Source organism: Sphingomonas sp. PP-F2F-G114-C0414, assembly GCF_003688595.1.
Classification (GTDB): domain Bacteria; phylum Pseudomonadota; class Alphaproteobacteria; order Sphingomonadales; family Sphingomonadaceae; genus Sphingomonas.
Genome location: NZ_RCWT01000013.1, coordinates 1 through 20,235, shown reverse-complemented (window position 1 = coordinate 20,235; position 20,235 = coordinate 1). Strand labels below are relative to the sequence as shown.

Genomic DNA, 20,235 nt, shown 5'->3' with positions numbered 1-20,235 from the left:
TGTAATGATGCGCAACGTTCCCTCAGCGGCGTCCCCCAATTGGGCCCCGGCCTTCGCCGGGGTGGTGTTAGGTCGGCGTATGACTCGATCGGTTCTTGCTTCGGTTGGGCTGCTCGCGTTCGTCTCCGGCAGTGCAGCGTATGCGCAAGACGCACCAGCGCCGGCACCCCAGCAAGCCCCCGCCGATCCTGCAGCCCCAGCCCCGGCAGGCGATCAGTCCGGCGGCCTCGTGGTCGACGTCACCGGCGGAATCTCCGCGCCGATGCCGATCGCGATTCCCGTCATGCCGACGTCCGCGGTCGTCTCCACCCCAGCAGGCTCGACCGACGTGCTCGGCCGCCAGCTCGCCGACATCGTCACCAACGATCTCCGCAACTCAGGGCTGTTCACGCCGCTTTCCCCCGGCCAGCTCCGCCCGATCACCTTCCCCGAAGTCACCGCCCCCGGGTTCGACTACTGGGGCAGCACCGGCGCGCAGGCACTCGTGCAGGGCTTCATCCGCGCGAACGGCGACGGCAACCTGACCGTCGGCTGCTACCTCTACGACGTGTCGTCGAAGGCCGAACTCACCCGCACCGGATTCGTCGTACCGCCCTCGGACTGGCGCCGCGCAGGGCACAAGTGCGCCGACATGGTCTACACGCGCCTCACCGGCGAAGGCGCGTACTTCGACAGCCGCGTCGTCTATGTGTCCGAGACCGGCCCCAAGGGACGCCGGATAAAGCGGCTAGCGATCATGGATCAGGACGGCGCTAACCACCGCTTCCTCACCAATGGCCAGTCGATCGTGCTGACGCCGCGGTTCGCGCCGAACCAGCAGTCGATCGTCTATATGAGCTATCTCAACAATCGCCCGGCGATCTATGTCTACGATATCGGCTCGGGCAAGCAGCGGCTCGTTGTGGCGAACGCGAACCTGACCTTTGCGCCGCGCTTCTCGCCGGACGGTCGCAACATCCTGTTCTCGATGGCGCAGGGGGGGAATACCGACGTTTACCGCGTGTCGTCGCAGGGTGGCACGCCGCAGCGCCTGACCAACTCGCCGGGGATCGACACGGGCGGCAGCTATTCTCCGGACGGCTCGAAGATCGTGTTCGAGAGCGATCGGTCGGGGGGGCAGCAGATCTACGTGATGAACGCAGACGGCTCGAACCAGCAGCGGATCAGCTTCGGCGGCGGGCGGTATGCGACGCCGGTGTGGAGCCCGCGCGGCGACCTGATCGCGTTCACCAAGCTCGGCGGCGGGTTCCGGATCGGCATCATGAGCCCGAGTGGCGGCGGCGAGAAATTGCTCACCAACGACTGGCAGGATGAGGGGCCGAGCTGGTCGCCGAACGGCCGCGTGATCAACTTCTACCGCTCGGGACGCGGCAGCGGCGGCAAGGCGGATCTCTGGTCGGTCGACCTGACCGGCGTCAACGAGCGCAAGATCCCGACGCCGCTCGACGGTTCGGATCCGGCATGGGGCCCCTTGCGGCCCTGAACCTGCTATGGGGACGTAACGGGGAATATGATTTTCTACGGGAGACTGTCTATGTCGAAGCTTTCCAACATCTTGCTCGCATGTACCGCGTTGATCGCCGTTTCCGGTTGCGCGAAGAAGCGTCCCGCCGTGCTGCCGCCCGCACCGGTCGACAACAACGCGGCGGTCGATCCGAACGCGGGCCAGAACGGCGGCAATGTCGGCGGCGCGATCGTGCCGGGGTCGGATGCCGACTTCCAGCGCTCGGTCAGCTCGAACACGGTGAATTTCGGGCTCGACATGTACGATATCGATCCGACCGCCCGCGCGATCCTCGACAGCCAGGCGCAGTGGCTGGCCAAGTTCCCCAACCAGCGGATCACGATCGAAGGCCATGCCGACGAGCGCGGCACGCGCGAGTATAATCTGGCGCTCGGCGATCGTCGTGCGAACGCGACCAAGAACTATCTGGCGGCGAAGGGCGTGTCGGCGTCGCGGATGACGACGATCAGCTACGGCAAGGAGCGCCCGGTCGCGCTGGGCTCGGACGACCAGAGCTGGGCGGCGAACCGTCGCGCTGTCACGGTGGTGCTGAACTAAGATTTGTCGCGGCAGTCCCTCTCCCCTCCGGGGAGAGGGAGGGAGGAGCCGCTTGGCGACGGAAGGGTGAGGGGCCGTTGGGACGGACGGTCCGAGCCTCGAGCCCCTCACCCTCCCACGTGCAAGAGCCCGCGGGCCCCTCCCTCTCCCCGGAGGGGAGAGGGTAAGTGGTTTACCCCAGCGCCTTGTCGAGCAGTTTCGCCAGGCGGATCCCCCCGCGGCGCACTTCCTCGCGCGACACCGGCACCATCTTGGCGATCGTCGCATCGTCCATCTTCACCCGCGCCGGCACTGTACCGCACGCGTCGCCGCCAAGCGCCGCCGCATACGCCGTATGCGCGGCTTCCCAGGATTCATGGCTCCAGTCGGTAACGGTCCCAGCCCCAATCTTGGCGCGCTCAGCCGCCGGATACCGTCTTACCAGCGAGGGCGGCGTCGAGATCGCGCGCTCAGCGAGCGGGCCGTCCCAGATCGAATGCAGATTGAACCGCGCCGGACCATAGATCCCGTAATCCGCCTTCACGTCGTTGCCACCCTTGTCATGCCGATCGCCCGCATGGAGCGGCTGATGCAGATCGCCGACGAAGTGGATCAGGAACGCCAGCGCCTGGACGCGGTCCTTCGGCAAAGTGGCGCGGTCACGGAGCAGTTTCACGTCGCGGTCGATCTGGACCGAGACGCAATTGCCGTCTTTGCACGACTCGGTCACGTCGAACGGCGCGCAGACGTCGGCGTCCTGGAAATGCCAGTTATACGCGAACCCGAAGCGCGATTTGCCGTCGGCGGTCTTGAGTGGCTTGATGCAGTCCGCCCAGACGCTCGCCTGCTCGATCGTCCCCGCGGGACATTCGGGCGTTTCGAGCAAAGCTTGTTGCGCGAGCAACCGGCGGATCGCGGCCTTGGTCTTCGGCGTGACGTTGGCATAGGCGATCTGCGCGACGGTCTGGTGGCCATACTCCCAGAACGCGGTGGCGGGGGAGGCGAGGCCGAGCGAGGCGATCGCAGCGAGGAAATAGCGCTTCATGCCGGCTCGTTAGCGTAGATCGCGACGGTCCGGCTACCCGCGGACGACGCAGTGCCGCGGTACATGCCGACGGTGTTGAAGCCCCAGGCCATGGCGCCGTCCGGCCCTGCGACGATCACCCCGCCGGTGCCGCCAAGCGCCTTCACCTCGGCAAGCACCGCGTCGGCCGCGACCTGCAACGACTCGCCGGACAGGCGGACGCGCGCGGCAATCTCGTGGCCGACGCCGATGCGGAGGAAGAACTCGCCAGAGCCCGTGCACGATACCGCGCAGGCGCGATCGTCGGCGAAGGTGCCCGCGCCGATTACGGGCGTGTCGCCGATCCGGCCCCAGCGCTTGCCGGTGACGCCGCCGGTCGACGTGGCGGCGGCGACGTGGCCGTGCGCATCGCAGGCGACTGCGCCGACGGTGCCGTACTTCATGTCGATATCGAACCCGCCGCCCTCGGCCTGGAACTCCGCAAATTGCCGGCGGCGTTCGTCGGTCGCGAACCAGTCCGCATTGGCTTGGGGAAGGTCGCGTTCGAGCGAGAACGCATCCGCGCCCTTGCCGGCGAGGAAGACGTGGCGCCCGTCGTCGAGGATCGCACGAGCCAGGCCGACCGGATTCCGCGTGCCGGTGGCTCCGGCAACGGCGCCGGCGGCTCGCGTCCGGCCGTCCATGATCGCGGCGTCGAGCTCCAGCGTGCCGTCGTGCGTGAACACCGCGCCGCGCCCCGAATTGAAGTGCGGGTCGTCCTCCAGCACGCGCACCGCCGCTTCGACCGCATCCAGCGCGCTACCGCCGTCCGCCAGCACCGCCGACCCAGTGTCGAGCGCACGAGACAGGCCGGCTCTCGCGCCCGCATCCTGCTCGGGCGAGACCATCTCGCTGTCGAGCTTGCCGGCGCCGCCGTGAATGACGAGGGTCCAGGTCATGCTGAGTCTTTCGAGGGTAGGGCGCGAAGGCCGATGAGCGGGCGGAGCGGCGCGATGCTGCGGCCGATCCAGTAGAAGGCGATGCAGCCGATCGTCGTCGCGGCGAGCAGGCACGCGAACTCCGCCCAGCCCGGCAGGCCGGCGGGGAGCAGCGCGTACATCACGAGGACGATGATCGTCTGGTGGATCAGGTAGAACGGGAATACCGCCTCGGTCAGCGTGCGGCGCCAGCGATGGTCGCGGTTCCAGTGGCGCTCGGCGATCCCGATCAGCGCGACGATCGCGCCCCATTGCTCGAGCGCGTGGGCGACGCCGTAGCCAGGGTAGATCCAGCGCGGCGCGACGATGTCGCCCGGCCATTCCAGCTCGACGCCGATGATCGCGATATAACCGAGCACCGCGGCAACCGCGCCGACCTTCCACCAGCGCGCGATCGCCGCCATTGCGGGCTCGGAGCGGGCGAGGCCGAAGCCGAACAGGAAGGCAGGGAAATAGGTGACGTGCGCGACCCAGTCGCCGAACAGGGCCTGCGATTCCGCGGCCATCTGGAACCACCAGGCATGGACGAACACGAGCCACGCGACGGGGAGGACGAGCACCGCCCAGCTGCCGAAGACCCAGTCGAACGCGCGTTGCAGCCAGTCGCCGCGAACGACGACCAGCCCGAGCGTCAAAACGCTCGTGTAGACCCAGAGATAGACGACGAACCAGAGGTGGTTCCAGGTCGGCAGCGACAGCCCGGCAAGCTTGCCGAAGCGGAAATAGTCATGGGTCCAGAACGTCAGATAGCTGCCGGCATAGGCGTGCTTGGTGACCAACTCGACCCAGGGTTGCGGCGGGACGATCACCGCCATGCCGAACAGCAGCGGCACCAGCAGGCGGTAACAGCGGTTGGCGAAGAATCCGCCTGTGCCGCTCGACCGGTTGAGCAGCGCGCGGCTGGCATAGCCCGAGACGACGAACAGCAGCGTGAGGCGCCATGCGTTGCTCGCCAGCATCGGCAATCGCACCCAGTCCTCGACATGGAGCGACTTCACATGGAAGTTCCACGGCACGAAGACCATGCCGATATGGTAGAGGATCAGCAGCGCGAACGCACCGATCCGCAGCCAGTCCATGCCGAAATGCCGCGTCATCTCGCGGCCCTACGGGCCGGGGGCCCGTGCCGCAAGCGTCGGGGGGCTCAGCCGTTCCCCCCGCCGGTTCACGCCTTCATGCGCGGCGTGCCCATGAAGTCGCGCTTGCCGATCGGCACGCCCTGCGTGCGCAGGATCGCGTAGGCGGTGCTGGCGTGGAAGTAGAAATTGGGCTGCGAGAACGAGAGCAGGAAGTTCGCACCGGTGAACGGCATGACGAACGTGCCGAACTCGAACGTGGTGTCGTTGTCGGCGAGCGCATCGAAGGTGTCGCGGTCGATCCCCTCCAGCGTAGTGATCGCGTCGCGCATCACCTTGTGGAGACCCGCGAAATCGGTGGGCCAGGCCGAGCGGTCGGGCGCGAAAGTGCCGGCGCGGACGCCTTCGATCCCGCCGACCGAATGTCCGGCGCAGGCCTTCACCTGATAGCCGAACGGCAGCATGTCGTCGGCGAGCTTCGCATCGATCAGCGTCGCGGGTTCTATACCCTTCTCGACGGCGAACGCTTCCGCCTTGTCGAGCAGCGCGTCGACCGCACGCAGAATCTGGAGGTTCGAGGGAATCGTCGCATCGTACAGGGACAGGGTCATCGCGTTCGCTCCTAAAGCCGTGCGCCGCTATGGCCGACGATCGCTACTCCGGCCAGCGATGTTCCGTTCCAGCGCGCAAGTCGCTATATAGGCCTCGAACTCCCGAGGAATCCCCATGTCCCTTCGTCCCTGGCGCGATATCACCCGCCGCAAGAGCCGCCAGATCATGGTCGGCAACGTCCCCGTCGGCGGCGATGCGCCGGTCACCGTGCAGACGATGACCAACACACCGACCGACGACGTGCGCGCGACGGTCGACCAGATCCGCCGCTGCGAGGACGCGGGCGTCGACATTATCCGCGTCAGCTGCCCCGACGTCGAGTCGACCGCCGCGCTGAAGCAGATCGTCCGCGCGAGCCGCGTGCCGATCGTCGCGGACATCCATTTCCACTACAAGCGCGCACTCGAAGCCGCCGATGCGGGCGCGGCGTGCCTGCGCATCAACCCGGGCAATATCGGCTCGGCGGCGCGCGTGAAGGAAGTCGTCGACGCGGCGAAATCCAACGGCTGCGCGATCCGTATCGGCGTCAACGGCGGCTCGCTCGAGCGGCATCTGCTCGAGAAATACGGCGAGCCTTGCCCCGATGCGCTGGTCGAGTCGGCGCTCGATCATATCAAGCTTTTGCAGGACCACGACTTTCACGAGTTCAAGGTCGCGGTGAAGGCCTCCGACCTGTTCCTCGCGGTGGCGGCGTACCAGCAGCTTGCGGAGCAGGTCGATTGCCCGCTGCATCTCGGCATCACCGAGGCGGGCGGGTTCGTCGGCGGCACGGTCAAGTCAGCGATCGGGATGGGGAGTTTGCTCTGGTACGGCATCGGCGACACGATCCGCGTGTCGCTCTCCGCCGAGCCCGAAGAGGAAGTCCGCGTCGGCTTCGAGATCCTGAAGGCGCTTGGCATCCGTAACCGCGGCGTCCGCGTCGTGTCGTGCCCGTCATGCGCACGCCAGGGGTTCGACGTGATCCGCACCGTGCAGGCGCTGGAGGAGCGGTTGCAGCACATCCGCACGCCGATGTCGTTGTCGGTGCTCGGCTGCGTGGTGAACGGGCCCGGTGAAGCGCGCGAGACCGACATCGGCATCACAGGCGGCGGCAACGGCAAGCACATGGTGTATCTGTCGGGCGTCACCGACCACCACGTCCAGGACGCCGACATGGTCGACCACATCGTCCGGCTGGTCGAGGCGAAAGCGGCCGAGATCGACGCAGCGGACGAAGCGATGGCTGCGTTGGTGCCTGTGGCCGCGGAATAATGGGCTTTCGGGTTTCTTGGATGGCGGTAAGCGGCGTGAACTCGGATGCGTTGCTGGCGCATTTCGGATTTCGGGATACCGGAGTGCCTGATGAAGCGAACGAGTCGCTATTTTCTATCGCCGAACTTGCGACCGGCTGGACTGTGTTATGGTCCAATGACGAAGCCTTTGCCAGTGACGAGACGGCGGCTCTATTGTCGCAGCACGGGCCCGTGCTGGCGGTATGCGTCAACGAAACATGCATGCACTCGACTGCTGTTATGTTCGAAAACAGAACTTCGCGCTGGCGTTTGCATCACGAGGGGAACAAGATCCTCGATCACTTAGTTATTGAAGGCAACCTTCCGTTCCAGGCTTCGGCTATGATCGCCGATTTGCGAGCAAAGCAGGCGCACGCGACGGATGTAGATTTTATATTTGATATTCCGCTTGAGGTCGCTCGCTCGATCTGCGGATTTAAGCATGATCTAACAGAGCTAGACGGGATTGAGCCGGCCTTCACAGTCGTAGAGGCTGGAGGGCAAAGGCGACAAACCGGCTTGTGGAACCGCCTGATGGGGCGTTGACCTTGCTGCGGCCGGTCATGTTCGGAGCCGGCCGTTGTCAATGACGGCACGCACAGTTTCTCCCGCTCTGGCCTTCGCAATTGCCGCGTTCGGCATTGGCCTGTTCTCCATGATGGATGCGGTGATGAAGTCGCTGGTCCTCGCGATCGGCGTCTATAACGCGCTGCTGTGGCGGCAGATGATCAGCGTCGGGCTCGGCGCGGTCGCGTGGAAGCTCGGGAACAGCGGGCGGCCGAGCGGGCGCGCGTTGAAGCTGCATCTGGCGCGCGGGTTGGTGACCACCGCGATGGCGGTGCTGTTCTTCTGGGGGCTCGCACGCGTCCCGATGGCGCAGGCGATTTCGCTGACCTACATCGCGCCGATCCTCGCGCTGTTGCTCGCCGCGGTGACGCTGGGCGAGCGCGTCGGGTGGAAGACGTTCGTCGCATCGATCGCCGCGCTCGGTGGCGTGGTGGTCGTGATGATCGGGCAGGGGCGCGAGGTGCCTGGACCCGAGACGTTCCATGGGACGCTCGCGATCCTCGGTTCGGCGGTATTGTATGCCGTGAACCTGGTGATCGCGCGGCTGCAGAGCCAGGCGGCGCGGCCGGGGGAGATCGCGTTCTTCCAGGCGCTCGTCATCACCGCGACGTTGGCGTTCGCTGCGCCCTGGTTGGCTGTGGTGCCCGAGGCGGCGCAATGGCCCAAGCTCATACTCGCCGCCGGGCTGGCGACCGCGTCGTTGTGGCTGCTCGGCTGGGCCTATGCGCACGGCGATACCGGGTTTCTTGCGACCACCGAATATACCTCGTTCGTCTACGCGGCGGTGCTGGGTTTCCTGGTGTTCGGCGAGCGGGTATCGGCGTTCACGCTGGCGGGCGCGGCGATCATCGTCGTCGCGTGCCTGTACGCGGCGCGGCGGCGTGACATCGCGCAGACATCGATCGAGGCCAGTGCATGACCGTCATCCGTTCCGCCACCGCTGCCGATATCGGCACGATCCTGCGCTTCGTCCGCGAGCTCGCCGCGTTCGAGCGCGAGTCGGATGCGGTCGAGGCGACCGAGCCGATGCTGGCGGAGGCGCTGTTCGGGGAGCGGCCTGCCGCGGAGGCCGTGATCGCAGAGACCGCGCAAGGCCCCCTCGGGTTCGCGTTGTTCTTCCATAATTTCTCGACCTGGACCGGCAAGCGTGGGCTGTATCTGGAGGATCTGTACGTGACACCGGACGCGCGCGGGCAGGGGGTCGGCGGTGCGCTGCTGGCGCATCTGGCCGGCATGGCGCTCGATCGCGGCTGTGCGCGGTTCGAATGGTCGGTGCTCGACTGGAATGCCGACGCGATCGCGTTTTATCGGAAGGTCGGCGCGGTCGGGATGGAGGAATGGACGATCCAGCGGATGTCCGGGGATGCGTTGGTTAGGTTGGCGGGGCGGTCGATCTAACCGCCCCGAGCCGGTTGCGTCAGATAGTACCTGCCCGGCGCCTGCCGGGGCCCAATTGGGAGATAGAGGTAACGACGGATGGTCCTCCGTTACTTCGACCTTTCCACTTGGGCCCCGGCCTGCGCCGGGGAGGTAAATTCAGAACGCTCCCCGGAGCAGTAAACCGACAGACGTCAGATCAGCGCCCTGCGGCGTCGTCCGAATTCATCGGCTCCTTGCCCTTTGCCTTCTCGGCCTCATAGCGCTCGACCGCCTCGATCGTGACGCGCTTGGCTTCCTCGGCGTCGCCCCACTTGCCGACGCGGACCCACTTCGTCTTCTCGAGGTCCTTGTAGTGCGTGAAGAAGTGCTCGATCTGCTCGAACACGATTTCGGGCATGTCGGCGCGCTCGCCGATGTTGGCGTAATACGGGAATACCGCGTCGACCGGTACGCAGACGAGCTTCTCGTCGCCGCCGGCTTCGTCTTCCAGGTTCAGCACCGCGATCGGCCGTGCGCGGACAACGCAGCCCGGGATGAACGGCGAGCGCGCAATCACCAGGGCATCCAAAGGATCGCCATCGGGGCTGAGCGTATGCGGCACGAAACCGTAGTTCGCCGGATAGCGCATCGGCGTGTGCAGGATGCGATCGACGAACAGCGCGCCCGATGCCTTGTCGAACTCGTACTTCACGGGCTCGCCGCCGGTCGGCACTTCGATGATGACGTTCAGGTCCTCGGGCGGGTTCTTGCCGGTCGGGATGAGATCGATACGCATGGCGGTCCTTTCGATATGACGATGCCGGCGCTTCTCGTCAGGGAGAGCCGCCGGCACCGATAGATTTCAAAGGCTCAACGCGGCGTCAGCAGCTTGTCGAGCCCGCCTTCCCCTGTACCGACCTTCTGGAGGCGCGGATAGCGCGGCCCGTCATGGTAATCGAGCGTGATGTCCCGGAATCGGTCGTTGTTCTTCACCGTCAGGCGAATCGGTGCCTTCGTTCCCCGCGCCGCGAGGATCGCCGCCTTGATCCGGTCTGACGAATACGCCTCGCTGTTGACCGCCTCGATTTCGGTGCCGACGTCGAGGCCAGCCTTGAACGCCGGGCTGTCCCAGATCGACGAGGTGACCACGCCCTCCTTGTTGATCACCAGCCCAAGCGAATAGCTGACATCGGTGCCGCGGGTCTTCTCGACCTGCTTAAGATACGGGCTCTGCTCGGGGCCGTAGACCAGCTTGTAGCCGTTCATCGCGAAGCCGTTGATGGGGGCGGGCTTGCCGGTTTCGGTCAGGCGGGTGTTGAGGAACGTCGCCCAGTCATAGGGGACGATACCGTTGAGCGTCTTCGCGACGTCGGCGAAGGTGTAGGTCAGCTCGCCGTAATCGCCGTCGCGGACGCCGAAGAAGGCTTTTGCGAAATCGTCGATCGACTTGGTGCCGTTCGACTTCTGGCGGAGCATCGCGTCGACCTCCATCCAGACCATCAGGCCTTCGTTGTAATAGTCCTCCGAGCGCTGCCAGCTGGTCCAGCCCTTCGGCTTGCGGGCCGAGATCACCGGATCATTGGTGGTGTCGATCAGCGGGCGCCATTCGCGACCCTTCGCGCTGTCGTAAATGCTCAGGATCGCGGCATAGCCGTCGAGCGTGTCCTGCTTGCTGACCAGCCCCGAGCGCGCCTGGAGCACATAGCCCCAGAACTGCGTCTGGCCTTCGTACACCCACAGCAGCGAATCGCGCATCGGCGTGCGGAAGTCTGGGGTCCACAGGTCGGCGCCGCGGCGGAACTTGCCGTCCCAGCTATGCGTGAACTCGTGCGGAAGCAGATTCCGCGCAGCGGAGGTCGTGTCCCACTCCGTGAAATAGCCCGGCTTCACGCCGTTCTCGGAACTGCGATGATGCTCAAGGCCGATCCCGCCGAGCAGATCGCTGATCGACAGCAGGAAGTGGTAATGATCGTAATGCTGCGCGCCGAAGGTCTTGGCGGCCTGGTCGACGAGGCGCTTGTGCGCGTCGATCTGGTCGGGCTTGGCGGCGAGCTGGTCGGGGCTGTCGGCGAAGACGTCGAGATCGACCTTAGGGCTGAGCGGCCAGACCTTGCCGTACTTGCCCGCCAGGGTCGGCGAATCGACCAGGATCTCGTAGTTGGTCGTGTCGTAGCTGTAGGTGGAGCCCGAGACCTTGGCGGGCACCGCACCCGCGGCGGTCCAGCCGGTCGGGTAGGTGACGGTCATCTTGATCGGGATCTGGCGCGTGAAATAGCCTGCGGGGTACAGGCTGACGAGATTGGGCTCGAGGCTGACCATCGTCGGCGTCATCACCACGCGGCCCTGGTCGCCCTTGGTCGCGGAGACGAACTGGAATTCGGCGACCAGCGTCTTCGCGCCGGTCGGGACGTCGATGTGGAACGCGAAGACGTCGACCGGATCGCGCGTCCAGGGGACGATCTTGCCGTTGGCGCGGATCACGAGGCCGGCGAGCTTCTCGATCTCGCCGCGCGGGGAATGCGCACCGGGCAGCCACTTCGGATAAAGCAACGCCATCGGCCCAGACTTGGCGACCGGAATGGTCTGCTTGATGCGGAAGATGCCGCGCTCGGTATCGGTCGCATCGACGTCGAGCAGCAGCGTGCCCGGATAGGGCATGTCGACCGCGTCGGGGATGGTGTCGACGAACGGCACCGGCTGCGGCGCGGTGTTGCCCGCTGGGACCTGCGCAAACGCAGGGGCGGCGGACGCGAGCAGGGATGCGACGAGAAGCTTGCGGATCAAGGAAGGGCCTTCCGGCTGAGAGACGATGACCCGAGGTGTAATCGCGATAAAGGGCAGCCGTCCAGTCCTTTACCCGGTACCCTCAGCCAGCACTCCCGAGCACGTTGATCGTGAACGCCAGCACGCCGATGTTGAACACGAACGCCGCCATGCACTGGCCGAGCGCGGCTTTGCGCACCCGGCGCGAGGTGATCTGCACGTCGGAGGTCTGGAACGTCATCCCCAGCGTGAACGCGAAATAGGCGAAGTCCCAGTAATCGGGCTCGTCGCAGCTCGGGAAATCGAGGCCCTTCGCATCCTTGCCGTCCGGATCGTCGACATAGAACAGATGCGCATAATGCAGCGTGTAGATCATGTTCGAGAACAGCCACGCGAGCGCCAGCGTCGTGATCGTCAGCGCGATTCCGACCGCGTCGTTCTTGCCCTGCAATTCCTTCGCCACCGCGACCAGGATGACCAGCATGATCGTCCCGCTGAACCCTAGCAGCACCGCACGGTTGGCGTCGTTCTCCTCCGCGGCACGGCGCATCCGGGCGGCGGTGGCGTTGCGGAACAAGGTCGAGACCGCGATCAGGAACACGACCGCCGCGACGTCGAACGCCGCCATCGTACCGCGCCCGAGCCCGAAGCGCGGGATCATCGCGGCCAGCCCGATCGCGAAGACCAGCACGAACAGGATGAAGCGCGGCGGGGCAACGCGTTGGCCGAGGCCCCAATATCTGGCTTTTTCAGTCATGCCACAGCGCTAGCGCTTCGTGGGCACGTCGCCTAGATACGCGCGCATCATGGCTAAGATTGAAACCCCGCGCCGCATCCGTGGCACCCAGGACATTTTCGGCGAAGAGCAGCGCCGGTTCGCGCACGTCCTCGCCACGTTCGAACGCGTGCGGGCGCTGTATTGCTTCCAGCGCGTCGACATCCCGGTGTTCGAGTCGACGGCGGTGTTCGCGCGCTCGCTCGGCGAGACGACCGACGTCGTGTCGAAGGAAATGTACACGTTCGAGGATCGCGGTGGGGACTCGCTCACGCTCCGCCCGGAGTTCACCGCCGGTATTGCGCGCGCGTACCTGACCGAAGGCTGGCAGCAGTTCGCACCGCTGAAGCTCACCACCAGCGGCCCGGTGTTCCGCTACGAGCGCCCGCAAAAGGGCCGCTTCCGCCAGTTCCACCAGATCGACGCCGAGGTGATCGGTGCCGCGGAACCAGCGGCGGACGTCGAACTGCTAGTGCTGGCGGATCAGTTGCTCCGCGAACTCGGCATTTCCGAGGGCGTGACGTTGCAGCTCAACACGCTGGGCGACGCGGCGACGCGCGATGCGTGGCGCGAGGCGCTGGTGGCGCATTTCGAGGCGCATCGCGGCGAACTGTCCGAGGACAGCCTGACGCGGCTCGAAAAGAACCCGATGCGGATACTCGACTCGAAGGACCCGCGCGATCGCCCGATCGCCGACAGCGCGCCGGATATCGACGCGTATCTGACGCCCGAGGCACGTGCGTTCTTCGAGGCGGTGACCGCCGGGCTCGATGCGGCGGGTGTGGCGTGGGAGCGCAATGCGCGACTGGTCCGCGGCCTCGATTACTACCGCCACACCGCGTTCGAGTTCGTGACCGACCGGCTGGGCTCGCAGGGGACCGTGCTGGCAGGTGGTCGGTATGACGGGCTGATCGGCTCGCTCGGCGGTCCGGAGACGGCGGGCGTTGGCTGGGCCGCGGGTGTCGAACGCTTGGCTATGTTGTTGGAGGAACCGACTGAGCAGCGTGCCGAAGTCATCGTCGTTGCGGAGGACGACGACTCGAGTCTCGATGCGATCGCCCTGATTTCCGACCTCCGGCGAAATGGAGTGTCCGCCGATCTGGTTGCATCCGGTTCGCCGAAAAAACGCTTCGACAAGGCCGTCAAGGCAACCCCACAGGCGATCGTGAGCGTTCGTCGTGCCGACGGCGAAGTCGTTCGAAAGTTGAAGATGCTCGGGTCTGAAGCCGAAGGGCTTGAGGCCCAATTGAAGACGCTGCTGTCGTGATGGATCATTCGCAAATTCTCCCCGGCACGGGGAGGTGGCAGTGCGCGGCACTGACGGAGGGGGGCTTCCACGTCGCGCAACACCTGCGGCCCGCCCCCTCCACCCCCCTTCGGGCGGTCCCCCTCCCCGTGCCGGGGAGGATTTCATGACCCAGATCTCCCCCGACCGCATCCGCGCGATCGAGGCGCGGCGTGACGAGCTCCAAGCCCTGATGTCGACCGGCGACCTCCCCTCCGACCGCTTCGTCGCGGTATCGAAGGAATACGCCGAGCTCGAACCCGTGGCCCAAGCCGCCACCGAAGTGCGCCGGTTGCGGCAGGAGGCGGAGAGCCTCGCGTTCATGGCCGAAGATGCCGACGACGAGCTCCGCGCGATGGCGTCGGACGAACTGCACGAGAACCGCACGCTGCTCGAGACCGCGGACCGCAAGCTCGCGCTCGCGCTGTTGCCGCGCGATTCCGCCGACGAGCGCTCGGCGATGCTCGAGGTCCGCGCCGGCACCGGTGGCGACGAGGCGGCGCTGTTCGCGGGCGACCTGTTCCGGATGTACCAGCGCTATGCCGAATCGCAGGGCTGGCGGGTCGAGATGATCTCCGGATCTTCGTCCGACGCGGGCGGCTTCAAGGAAGTCGTCGCCAGCGTCACTGGCCAGGGCGTGTTCGCCAAATTGAAGTTCGAAAGCGGCGTCCACCGCGTCCAGCGCGTGCCCACCACCGAAGCGGGCGGCCGGATCCACACCTCGGCGGCGACCGTCGCGGTGCTGCCCGAGGCGGAGGAGGTCGACGTCAAGATCGACGACAAGGACCTCCGCATCGACGTTTATCGCTCGTCGGGCCCGGGCGGGCAGTCGGTCAATACGACCGACTCCGCGGTGCGGATCGTCCACATCCCGACCGGGCTGACCGTGATCCAGCAGGACGAGAAGTCGCAGCACAAGAACAAGGCCAAGGCCCTCCGCGTGCTCAGGACTCGGCTGTACGAGGCGGAACGCGACCGGTTGCATGCCGAGCGCGCGGGTGCGCGGAAGTCGATGGTCGGCTCGGGTGACCGGTCTGAACGCATCCGCACGTATAATTTTCCGCAAGGCCGCGTCACCGATCACCGCATCAACCTGACGCTGCACCGCCTGCCGGAGATCGTCGCGGGCGAGATGGACGAACTGATCGGCGCACTGATCGCGCAGGACGAAGCGGACCGCCTGGTGCAACTGGATGGCTGAGCACTCCCCAGCCGCAACGGCATTCCCCTTCTGCTTGCGGGAGGGGTTAGGGGAGGGGCTTCCTGCTAGGGGCATCGCCCGGTGACAGCCCCTCCCCCGACCCCTCCCGCAAGCGGGAGGGGAGCAGTGAGTGCAGCACTCGCCACCGCCGCTGCGCAGTTCGCGTTCTCCGCCACCCCGCGCCTCGACGCGGAACTCCTGATGGCGCACGCGCTCGGCGTCGAGCGCAACGCGATCCTCCTCGACCCCGATCGCTACGCCATCCCCGACACCTTCGCCGCACTCGTCGAACGCCGCCTCGACCACGAGCCGATCGCCTACATCACCGGCACCCGCGGCTTCTGGTCGATCGACCTCGCCGTCGGGCCTGGCGCACTCGTCCCCCGCGCCGACAGCGAAACACTCCTGATCGCCGCCCAGGCGCACTTCACCGGCCGCGCCCCCGCAACTGTAATCGACCTCGGCACCGGCCCCGGCACATTGCTCCTTGCCGCGCTCGACGAATGGCCCGCAGTAGGCCTCGGCGTCGACTATTCCCCCCAAGCGCTCGCCTACGCCCGCGCCAACGCCGCAACCCTCGGCATGGCCGACCGCACTCACTTCATCCACGGCAGCTGGGCCAGCGCGATCGTCGGTCAGTTCGACCTGATCCTCGCTAACCCGCCCTACATCGCCACCGACGAGCAACTCCCGCCCGAAGTCCAGAACCACGAACCCCACGCCGCGCTCTTCGCCGGCGCAGACGGGCTCGACGACTACCGCATCCTCGCCGAGCAGCTCCCCGCGTTGATCGCCCCCGGTGGCGCGGCGGTGATCGAGATCGGCTCGACGCAGGCTCCTCCCGTCACCGCGTTGCTCGAAGCGCAAGGTCTGCACGTCGCGCTCCATCACGACTATGGCGGCAACGCGCGTGCGTTAGTCGCAACCCACGCCCCCGCGACTTGAACAATATGGCGCTAAACCTCACATTTCGCTTGTAGTAGGTCCCTTGCGGACGCTATCACGCGGGCAGGGGCACGCACTCTCGACGATTGGTCGGTTTTGAGCGTTGACCCGCATCCTTCGCTTTGAGGTCGCTGCAGTCCGGCGGCCCTGGCAAGTTCGACGCACCGATCTCGTCTAGATCGTCGGTGCGCGACGGGGGTTTGCACCGCATTTCGGAGCACGACCAGATTTTGGTTCGACGACTGAGGACACAAGCTTGATCAACAACCGGCAAGCCGGCCGCCGTCGCGGTCGTGGCAACAATAATAATGGCGGCGGCGGTAGTGGCGGCGGTCAACGCCAGGGCGGCGGCGGTGGTGGCCAGGGTGGTCGCGATACCGGCAACCGCATCGACAGCCGCGCGCGCGGCAACGCGAGCCAGCTGTACGAGAAGTACAAGAACCTCGCGCGCGATGCGCAGCAGCAGGGCGACCGCGTCAACATCGAATATTACCTTCAGTTCGCGGACCATTATTTCCGCGTCCTGAGCGAGACCCGCGCGCGTTTCGAAGAGAGCCAGCCGCAGGCGCAGCAGCAGCCACGCCGCCAGCAGCCGTTCGATCTCGACGGCGACGACGATTACGGCGACGAGGGCGAACCGATCCGCTCCGGCGAGCAGCAGGGTACGCCCGAGCAGGCTCGTGGCGAGCAGAATGGTGGCCAGCAGAACGGCCAGTACCAGAACGCGCCCCGCCAGAATCGTGAGGGCCAAAATCGTGAGAACCAGGCTCGCGACAACCAGAACCGCGAGGATCGTCCTCAGCGTGACGATCGTCCGCAGCGCGAAGAGCGGCCGCGGTACGAGAACAACCGCTATGAGAGCCAGCGTAACGAGGCGCAGCCGCGCAACGAAGGCCAGCGCGAGGACCGCGTCCGTGGCGACAATCCGCGCAACCAGCGCAACACCCCGCGTGATGCCCAGCCGCGTGACGATCGCAGCGGCGAAGAGCAGGGCCAGGCTCGCGAAGCGCAGGCGCGTGAGACCCAGCAGCGCGAGCCGCAGCCCCGCGACGAGCAGGTCCGCGAGCCCCGCAGCGAGTACCGCGACACGCCCCAGCGCGAGACGGTCCGCCGCACGCCCCGCGTGAGCGCACCGGTCGCCAACGCCAACCAGGATTCGGAAGCCGATGCGGTTCGTTCGGTAAACGAGGCCACCGAGCAGGTGGCGCAGTCGACCGAAGCCGTCGAGACGACCGAGGAGCAGCCCCGCCGTCGCGGTCGTCCGCGCCGCGATCGCAGCCTCGACGCCCCTATCGCGCAAGATCAGGGCGGGCAGGACGAGCACGCACCGACCGCGTTCGACGCGGATCGCCTGCCGCCGTCGCTCGGCATCTCGGCAACGGTTGCCCCTGCACCATCGCCGGCACCCGCAGCCGAAGCGGCTCCTGCCGACACCGTTGCCGAGGAAAAGCCCCGCCGCCGCCGCGTTCGCGCGGTACCGGACGAAGTTCAGGCTGGCTGAGCCTCGCACCGACGTCGGTCCGAGGATTGAAAAGGCCGGTACCGCTTCGCGCGGTGCCGGCCTTTTTCGTCGGCGGGGGTTTTCGGAAGGTGGGCGGCTAATCGTCTCCCCCTCCCGCAACCGGGAGGGAGGAAGACAGTGCGCGATTTTAGCGCTGGCTTTCTGTCTCCCTCAGTCGATCCGGGTCACGTCCTCGTCGTGCCCGCTGCCCGAACTGAGGAACGCGAGTCCCATCAGCAGCCCGGCCATCATCACCGATCCGCCGACCCCGCCGATCACCGCCAGCATCGTCACCAGATGCAGCGGCCCTTGGATATGCGCCATCGCCGCGATGATCGCCGCGACGCACACTGCGGCGGCCAGCACCATCCACGCCATGATGGCCCGGAACCGCGCCCAGGCAAACGCGGCATAGTCCGGGTCGTCCAGGCCGGGCGGCAGGTCGCTCATCGCTTCCCATTGCCGCGCAAACATGGTTTCTTCAATCCACGCGCTACGAAGACGCAAGAGATGGAGAGGCGAACATGACGATCGCGGCAATCCTGAGCGGCAAGGATGCAGGGGACGTCCTCTCGCTGCATCCTGATTCGACGGTGGCGGACGCTGTGGCGTTGCTCGCGGAAAAGCGGATCGGCGCGGCGCCGGTGCTGGAGAACGGCCGGGTAGCCGGTATTTTCTCCGAACGCGACGTGATCCACTGCCTTCATACCGACGGGGCCGCGGCGCTGGCGCGTCGGATTGGCGACGTGATGACCACCGCGGTGAAATCGATCGGTCCCGCCGAGTCGGCGATCGGCGCGTTGTCGCTGATGACGCAGCGCCGGATCCGCCATCTGCCGGTGATCGACGGCGATACGCTGGTCGGGTTCGTCTCGATCGGCGATCTCGTCAAATATCGGATCGACCGGATCGAGGCGGACGCCGCGGCGATGCGCGAGTATATCCAGTCGGCGTAGCGTAGGCGCGCCAGACTAGGCGGCCAGTGGCTGTTTCCGGGCGATCGCGATCACCTCGCGGATCGTCGCGCGTGCGAAGACCAGCATCCAGCTCGCGTATACCGCCGCGCCGATCGGCACGAGTATCGCCAGCCGCCAGTGCGCGTCGAGTGGGGGCAGGGTGCGGTCGACCAGTCGGACCACCAGCGCCATCGCGATTCCCCCGAACGCTGGCGCGGCGACCGCGGCAGCGACGTCGCGCGCGCGCACGCCGATCACCGGTAGGGTCCGCCACGCGCTGATCGATAGATACAGCGGATAGGCGAGGATCCAGGCGACGCCCATGCCGGTCGGTCCCCAGTGTACGCCGACCAGGAACGCGGTGGCGAGAATGATCGCGCCGGTCGCGCCGTTTCGCACGCCGATCCCGGGGCGACCCCGCGCATCGGAGGCCGGCGTGAACAACACCTGCAACGTCATGAACGGCATCGCGAGCGCGAGCAGGTGTACCACCGGGGCCGTCTCGCGCCACTTCTCGCCCAGCATCGTCAGCACCAAGGGCTCCGCTGTCGCCGCCAACCCCATATAGAACGGCATCGCGACGATCATCACCATCCGCACGCCGCGCACGAACGCACGGCCGATCGCATCCGGATCATGTTGCATCCGCGCATAGGCGGAGAAGGCGACCTCGTTCAGCGGCGGCACGAATTTCGAGACGAAGATCTGCGTCAGGAACAGACTGGTGGTATAGATGCCGAGCGTGTGCGGCGAAAAGCTGCGTCCGGCGATGAAGACGTCGGCCTGGCTTTGCAGGAACCAGAACAGCTGGCTCGCGGCCATCACCCCGCCATAGCGCGCGATCGTCCCGGCCCCACGAAAATCGAAGCTCGGCCACACCAGCGAGCGCGCCGACCACGTCATCATTGCGCCGCGCACGCTGAACAGCACGATCGGCGCGAGCACCAGCGTCCAGACGCCCAGACCGTACATCGCGCCACCCAGCGCTGCGCTGGCCGACGCGACCGATGCGGTGATGTTAGCCTTGGCCTGGTGGCGAAAGTCCATCGCGCGCGACAGCAGGGCATAGGGCAGGGCGATGAACGGCGTCGTCAGATAGAGCAGCGCCTGGACGCGCAGCATGTGGCCGACGATCGGTTGCCGGTAATATGCTGCAGTGAGCGGGGCGAGCGAGAGCTGGGCGATCGCAAGCGTCACGTTCAGCACGATCAGCATTCCGAACAGCTGCCGCACTTCGCGGTGGCTGATCTCCTTTTGCTGGATCAGCCCGCTCGCGAGGCCATAGCCATTGAGCATCGCCATGAAGGTGAGAACCACTTGGCACATCGCGAACAGCCCGTAATCCGCGGGGGCGAGAATCCGGATCACCAGGAAGGTGGCACTCCATTGCACCAGCTGCGCAACGATCTGGCTGCCCGAGCGCCAGATCAATGCGCTCCGGACTTGTCCGGCCAGCGAGGGCTGATCGTCGGCCGGCATCGAGGCAGGAGTCGCGGTATCCATCGTATCGGGCATGTAGCGATATGCCCCTTCACAACGGATTAAGGCGAGGCCTTAAAACGGTTGCGCTACCGGGAATAGGCTGAACCTCTGCGGTACTTAGGAAAAACAGCTCACATCCAACGCTCTAGATATGGCTTATACCAAAGCTGCGGGCGTCATAAACGCGTCAGCCGGCAAAAATTGCCACAAATGTGAAAGATTGTGTTTGACGCGAATCGGAACCCCGCCTAGAGGGGTGTCACCGCAGCGGAGTGCCTCACCGGCTACCGCGGCGGTCGCAAAAGACCAGATGCTCCAAGCTTCTCGAGAGGGAGGTTATGCGAGTGTCGGTATTTTTGTCGGCTCTTTGACATTGTAGGTTAAGATGAAGGGACATGTG

At 66.1% G+C, this 20,235-nt stretch carries 20 protein-coding genes; 11 read left to right on the top strand and 9 right to left on the bottom strand.

Features of this window, described 5'->3' with window-relative positions:
• The first annotated feature begins 79 nt into the window (after window positions 1-79).
• Together tolB and pal are read left to right on the top strand one after the other, a co-directional pair.
• Window positions 80-1,483, top strand: coding sequence for a Tol-Pal system beta propeller repeat protein TolB (gene tolB, locus C8J47_RS14605; protein WP_121886291.1), 1,404 nt, complete (start codon window positions 80-82; stop codon window positions 1,481-1,483).
• Window positions 1,484-1,534: 51 nt separating this feature from the next.
• Complete coding sequence (gene pal / locus C8J47_RS14600) at window positions 1,535-2,062, top strand: peptidoglycan-associated lipoprotein Pal (protein ID WP_121886290.1); 528 nt, start codon at window positions 1,535-1,537, stop codon at window positions 2,060-2,062.
• Between the two features lie 172 nt (window positions 2,063-2,234).
• Here pal and C8J47_RS14595 read toward each other — a convergent pair whose 3' ends face one another.
• From C8J47_RS14595 to C8J47_RS14580, 4 genes are all read right to left on the bottom strand, one after another.
• Window positions 2,235-3,086, bottom strand: coding sequence for a S1/P1 nuclease (locus C8J47_RS14595; protein WP_121886289.1), 852 nt, complete (start codon window positions 3,084-3,086; stop codon window positions 2,235-2,237).
• Window positions 3,083-4,003, bottom strand: a complete 921-nt coding sequence (locus C8J47_RS14590; RefSeq protein ID WP_121886288.1) for an isoaspartyl peptidase/L-asparaginase family protein — start codon at window positions 4,001-4,003, stop codon at window positions 3,083-3,085. The genes C8J47_RS14595 and C8J47_RS14590 overlap by 4 nt, the downstream gene beginning before the upstream one ends.
• Window positions 4,000-5,139, bottom strand: a complete 1,140-nt coding sequence (locus C8J47_RS14585; protein ID WP_121886287.1) for an acyltransferase family protein — start codon at window positions 5,137-5,139, stop codon at window positions 4,000-4,002. The genes C8J47_RS14590 and C8J47_RS14585 overlap by 4 nt, the downstream gene beginning before the upstream one ends.
• A gap of 68 nt (window positions 5,140-5,207) precedes the next feature.
• Window positions 5,208-5,729 carry a DUF1993 family protein gene (locus C8J47_RS14580; protein ID WP_121886286.1) on the bottom strand — a complete coding sequence of 174 codons (522 nt, stop codon included), beginning with the start codon at window positions 5,727-5,729 and terminating at the stop codon, window positions 5,208-5,210.
• A gap of 115 nt (window positions 5,730-5,844) precedes the next feature.
• Between C8J47_RS14580 and ispG the strand changes: the two genes are divergently transcribed.
• From ispG to C8J47_RS14560, 4 genes are read left to right on the top strand one after another with little or no spacing between them, the layout of a single operon-like run.
• The gene (gene ispG, locus C8J47_RS14575) at window positions 5,845-6,981 is read left to right on the top strand and encodes a flavodoxin-dependent (E)-4-hydroxy-3-methylbut-2-enyl-diphosphate synthase (RefSeq protein WP_107954038.1); all 1,137 of its coding nucleotides are present in this window, start codon (window positions 5,845-5,847) and stop codon (window positions 6,979-6,981) included.
• A 20-nt stretch (window positions 6,982-7,001) separates the two neighbouring features.
• The gene (locus C8J47_RS14570; RefSeq protein ID WP_147454344.1) at window positions 7,002-7,547 is read left to right on the top strand and encodes a hypothetical protein; all 546 of its coding nucleotides are present in this window, start codon (window positions 7,002-7,004) and stop codon (window positions 7,545-7,547) included.
• 40 nt (window positions 7,548-7,587) lie between these two features.
• Window positions 7,588-8,487, top strand: a complete 900-nt coding sequence (locus tag C8J47_RS14565) for a DMT family transporter (RefSeq protein ID WP_121886284.1) — start codon at window positions 7,588-7,590, stop codon at window positions 8,485-8,487.
• Window positions 8,484-8,966: a GNAT family N-acetyltransferase gene (locus tag C8J47_RS14560; protein WP_121886283.1), complete on the top strand. Its 483-nt coding sequence runs from the start codon at window positions 8,484-8,486 to the stop codon at window positions 8,964-8,966. Before C8J47_RS14565 ends, C8J47_RS14560 begins: the two co-directional genes overlap by 4 nt.
• 178 nt (window positions 8,967-9,144) lie before the next feature.
• Here C8J47_RS14560 and ppa read toward each other — a convergent pair whose 3' ends face one another.
• From ppa to C8J47_RS14545, 3 genes are all read right to left on the bottom strand, one after another.
• Complete coding sequence (gene ppa / locus C8J47_RS14555) at window positions 9,145-9,723, bottom strand: inorganic diphosphatase (protein WP_121886282.1); 579 nt, start codon at window positions 9,721-9,723, stop codon at window positions 9,145-9,147.
• 74 nt (window positions 9,724-9,797) lie between these two features.
• Window positions 9,798-11,711, bottom strand: coding sequence for a M61 family metallopeptidase (locus C8J47_RS14550; RefSeq protein ID WP_121886281.1), 1,914 nt, complete (start codon window positions 11,709-11,711; stop codon window positions 9,798-9,800).
• An 82-nt stretch (window positions 11,712-11,793) separates the two neighbouring features.
• On the bottom strand, window positions 11,794-12,447 hold the full coding sequence (locus C8J47_RS14545) for a DUF1345 domain-containing protein (RefSeq protein ID WP_121886280.1): 654 nt from the start codon (window positions 12,445-12,447) through the stop codon (window positions 11,794-11,796).
• A 49-nt stretch (window positions 12,448-12,496) separates the two neighbouring features.
• On the opposite strand from C8J47_RS14545, the gene hisS reads away from it, so the two are divergent.
• The 4 genes from hisS (at window position 12,497) to C8J47_RS14525 (ending at window position 17,397) form a co-directional block, all read left to right on the top strand.
• Window positions 12,497-13,732 (top strand): histidine--tRNA ligase, encoded by a 1,236-nt coding sequence (hisS, locus tag C8J47_RS14540; protein ID WP_121886279.1) that lies wholly within the window; start codon window positions 12,497-12,499, stop codon window positions 13,730-13,732.
• A gap of 145 nt (window positions 13,733-13,877) precedes the next feature.
• The gene (gene prfA / locus C8J47_RS14535) at window positions 13,878-14,951 is read left to right on the top strand and encodes a peptide chain release factor 1 (protein WP_121886278.1); all 1,074 of its coding nucleotides are present in this window, start codon (window positions 13,878-13,880) and stop codon (window positions 14,949-14,951) included.
• Between the two features lie 126 nt (window positions 14,952-15,077).
• Entirely contained in the window at window positions 15,078-15,896 is an 819-nt protein-coding gene (gene prmC, locus C8J47_RS14530; protein ID WP_121886277.1) for a peptide chain release factor N(5)-glutamine methyltransferase, read from the top strand.
• Between the two features lie 256 nt (window positions 15,897-16,152).
• The gene (locus C8J47_RS14525) at window positions 16,153-17,397 is read left to right on the top strand and encodes a DUF4167 domain-containing protein (protein ID WP_121886276.1); all 1,245 of its coding nucleotides are present in this window, start codon (window positions 16,153-16,155) and stop codon (window positions 17,395-17,397) included.
• A gap of 171 nt (window positions 17,398-17,568) precedes the next feature.
• On the opposite strand, the gene C8J47_RS14520 is transcribed toward C8J47_RS14525, so the two are convergent.
• Window positions 17,569-17,871: a hypothetical protein gene (locus tag C8J47_RS14520; RefSeq protein WP_235529765.1), complete on the bottom strand. Its 303-nt coding sequence runs from the start codon at window positions 17,869-17,871 to the stop codon at window positions 17,569-17,571.
• 50 nt (window positions 17,872-17,921) lie between these two features.
• On the opposite strand from C8J47_RS14520, the gene C8J47_RS14515 reads away from it, so the two are divergent.
• The gene (locus C8J47_RS14515; RefSeq protein WP_121886275.1) at window positions 17,922-18,353 is read left to right on the top strand and encodes a CBS domain-containing protein; all 432 of its coding nucleotides are present in this window, start codon (window positions 17,922-17,924) and stop codon (window positions 18,351-18,353) included.
• A gap of 15 nt (window positions 18,354-18,368) precedes the next feature.
• Here C8J47_RS14515 and C8J47_RS14510 read toward each other — a convergent pair whose 3' ends face one another.
• Window positions 18,369-19,832 carry a lipopolysaccharide biosynthesis protein gene (locus C8J47_RS14510; protein WP_404969286.1) on the bottom strand — a complete coding sequence of 488 codons (1,464 nt, stop codon included), beginning with the start codon at window positions 19,830-19,832 and terminating at the stop codon, window positions 18,369-18,371.
• Window positions 19,833-20,235: the final 403 nt, after the last annotated feature.

Coding starts and splice junctions, on each gene's coding strand:
- tolB (WP_121886291.1), top strand. CDS start 80: ATGACTCGATCGGTTCTTGCTTCGGTTGGGCTGCTCGCGTTCGTCTCC.
- pal (WP_121886290.1), top strand. CDS start 1,535: ATGTCGAAGCTTTCCAACATCTTGCTCGCATGTACCGCGTTGATCGCC.
- C8J47_RS14595 (WP_121886289.1), bottom strand. CDS start 3,086: ATGAAGCGCTATTTCCTCGCTGCGATCGCCTCGCTCGGCCTCGCCTCC.
- C8J47_RS14590 (WP_121886288.1), bottom strand. CDS start 4,003: ATGACCTGGACCCTCGTCATTCACGGCGGCGCCGGCAAGCTCGACAGC.
- C8J47_RS14585 (WP_121886287.1), bottom strand. CDS start 5,139: ATGACGCGGCATTTCGGCATGGACTGGCTGCGGATCGGTGCGTTCGCG.
- C8J47_RS14580 (WP_121886286.1), bottom strand. CDS start 5,729: ATGACCCTGTCCCTGTACGATGCGACGATTCCCTCGAACCTCCAGATT.
- ispG (WP_107954038.1), top strand. CDS start 5,845: ATGTCCCTTCGTCCCTGGCGCGATATCACCCGCCGCAAGAGCCGCCAG.
- C8J47_RS14570 (WP_147454344.1), top strand. CDS start 7,002: ATGGCGGTAAGCGGCGTGAACTCGGATGCGTTGCTGGCGCATTTCGGA.
- C8J47_RS14565 (WP_121886284.1), top strand. CDS start 7,588: ATGACGGCACGCACAGTTTCTCCCGCTCTGGCCTTCGCAATTGCCGCG.
- C8J47_RS14560 (WP_121886283.1), top strand. CDS start 8,484: ATGACCGTCATCCGTTCCGCCACCGCTGCCGATATCGGCACGATCCTG.
- ppa (WP_121886282.1), bottom strand. CDS start 9,723: ATGCGTATCGATCTCATCCCGACCGGCAAGAACCCGCCCGAGGACCTG.
- C8J47_RS14545 (WP_121886280.1), bottom strand. CDS start 12,447: ATGACTGAAAAAGCCAGATATTGGGGCCTCGGCCAACGCGTTGCCCCG.
- hisS (WP_121886279.1), top strand. CDS start 12,497: ATGGCTAAGATTGAAACCCCGCGCCGCATCCGTGGCACCCAGGACATT.
- prfA (WP_121886278.1), top strand. CDS start 13,878: ATGACCCAGATCTCCCCCGACCGCATCCGCGCGATCGAGGCGCGGCGT.
- C8J47_RS14520 (WP_235529765.1), bottom strand. CDS start 17,871: ATGTTTGCGCGGCAATGGGAAGCGATGAGCGACCTGCCGCCCGGCCTG.
- C8J47_RS14515 (WP_121886275.1), top strand. CDS start 17,922: ATGACGATCGCGGCAATCCTGAGCGGCAAGGATGCAGGGGACGTCCTC.
- C8J47_RS14510 (WP_404969286.1), bottom strand. CDS start 19,832: ATGCCGGCCGACGATCAGCCCTCGCTGGCCGGACAAGTCCGGAGCGCA.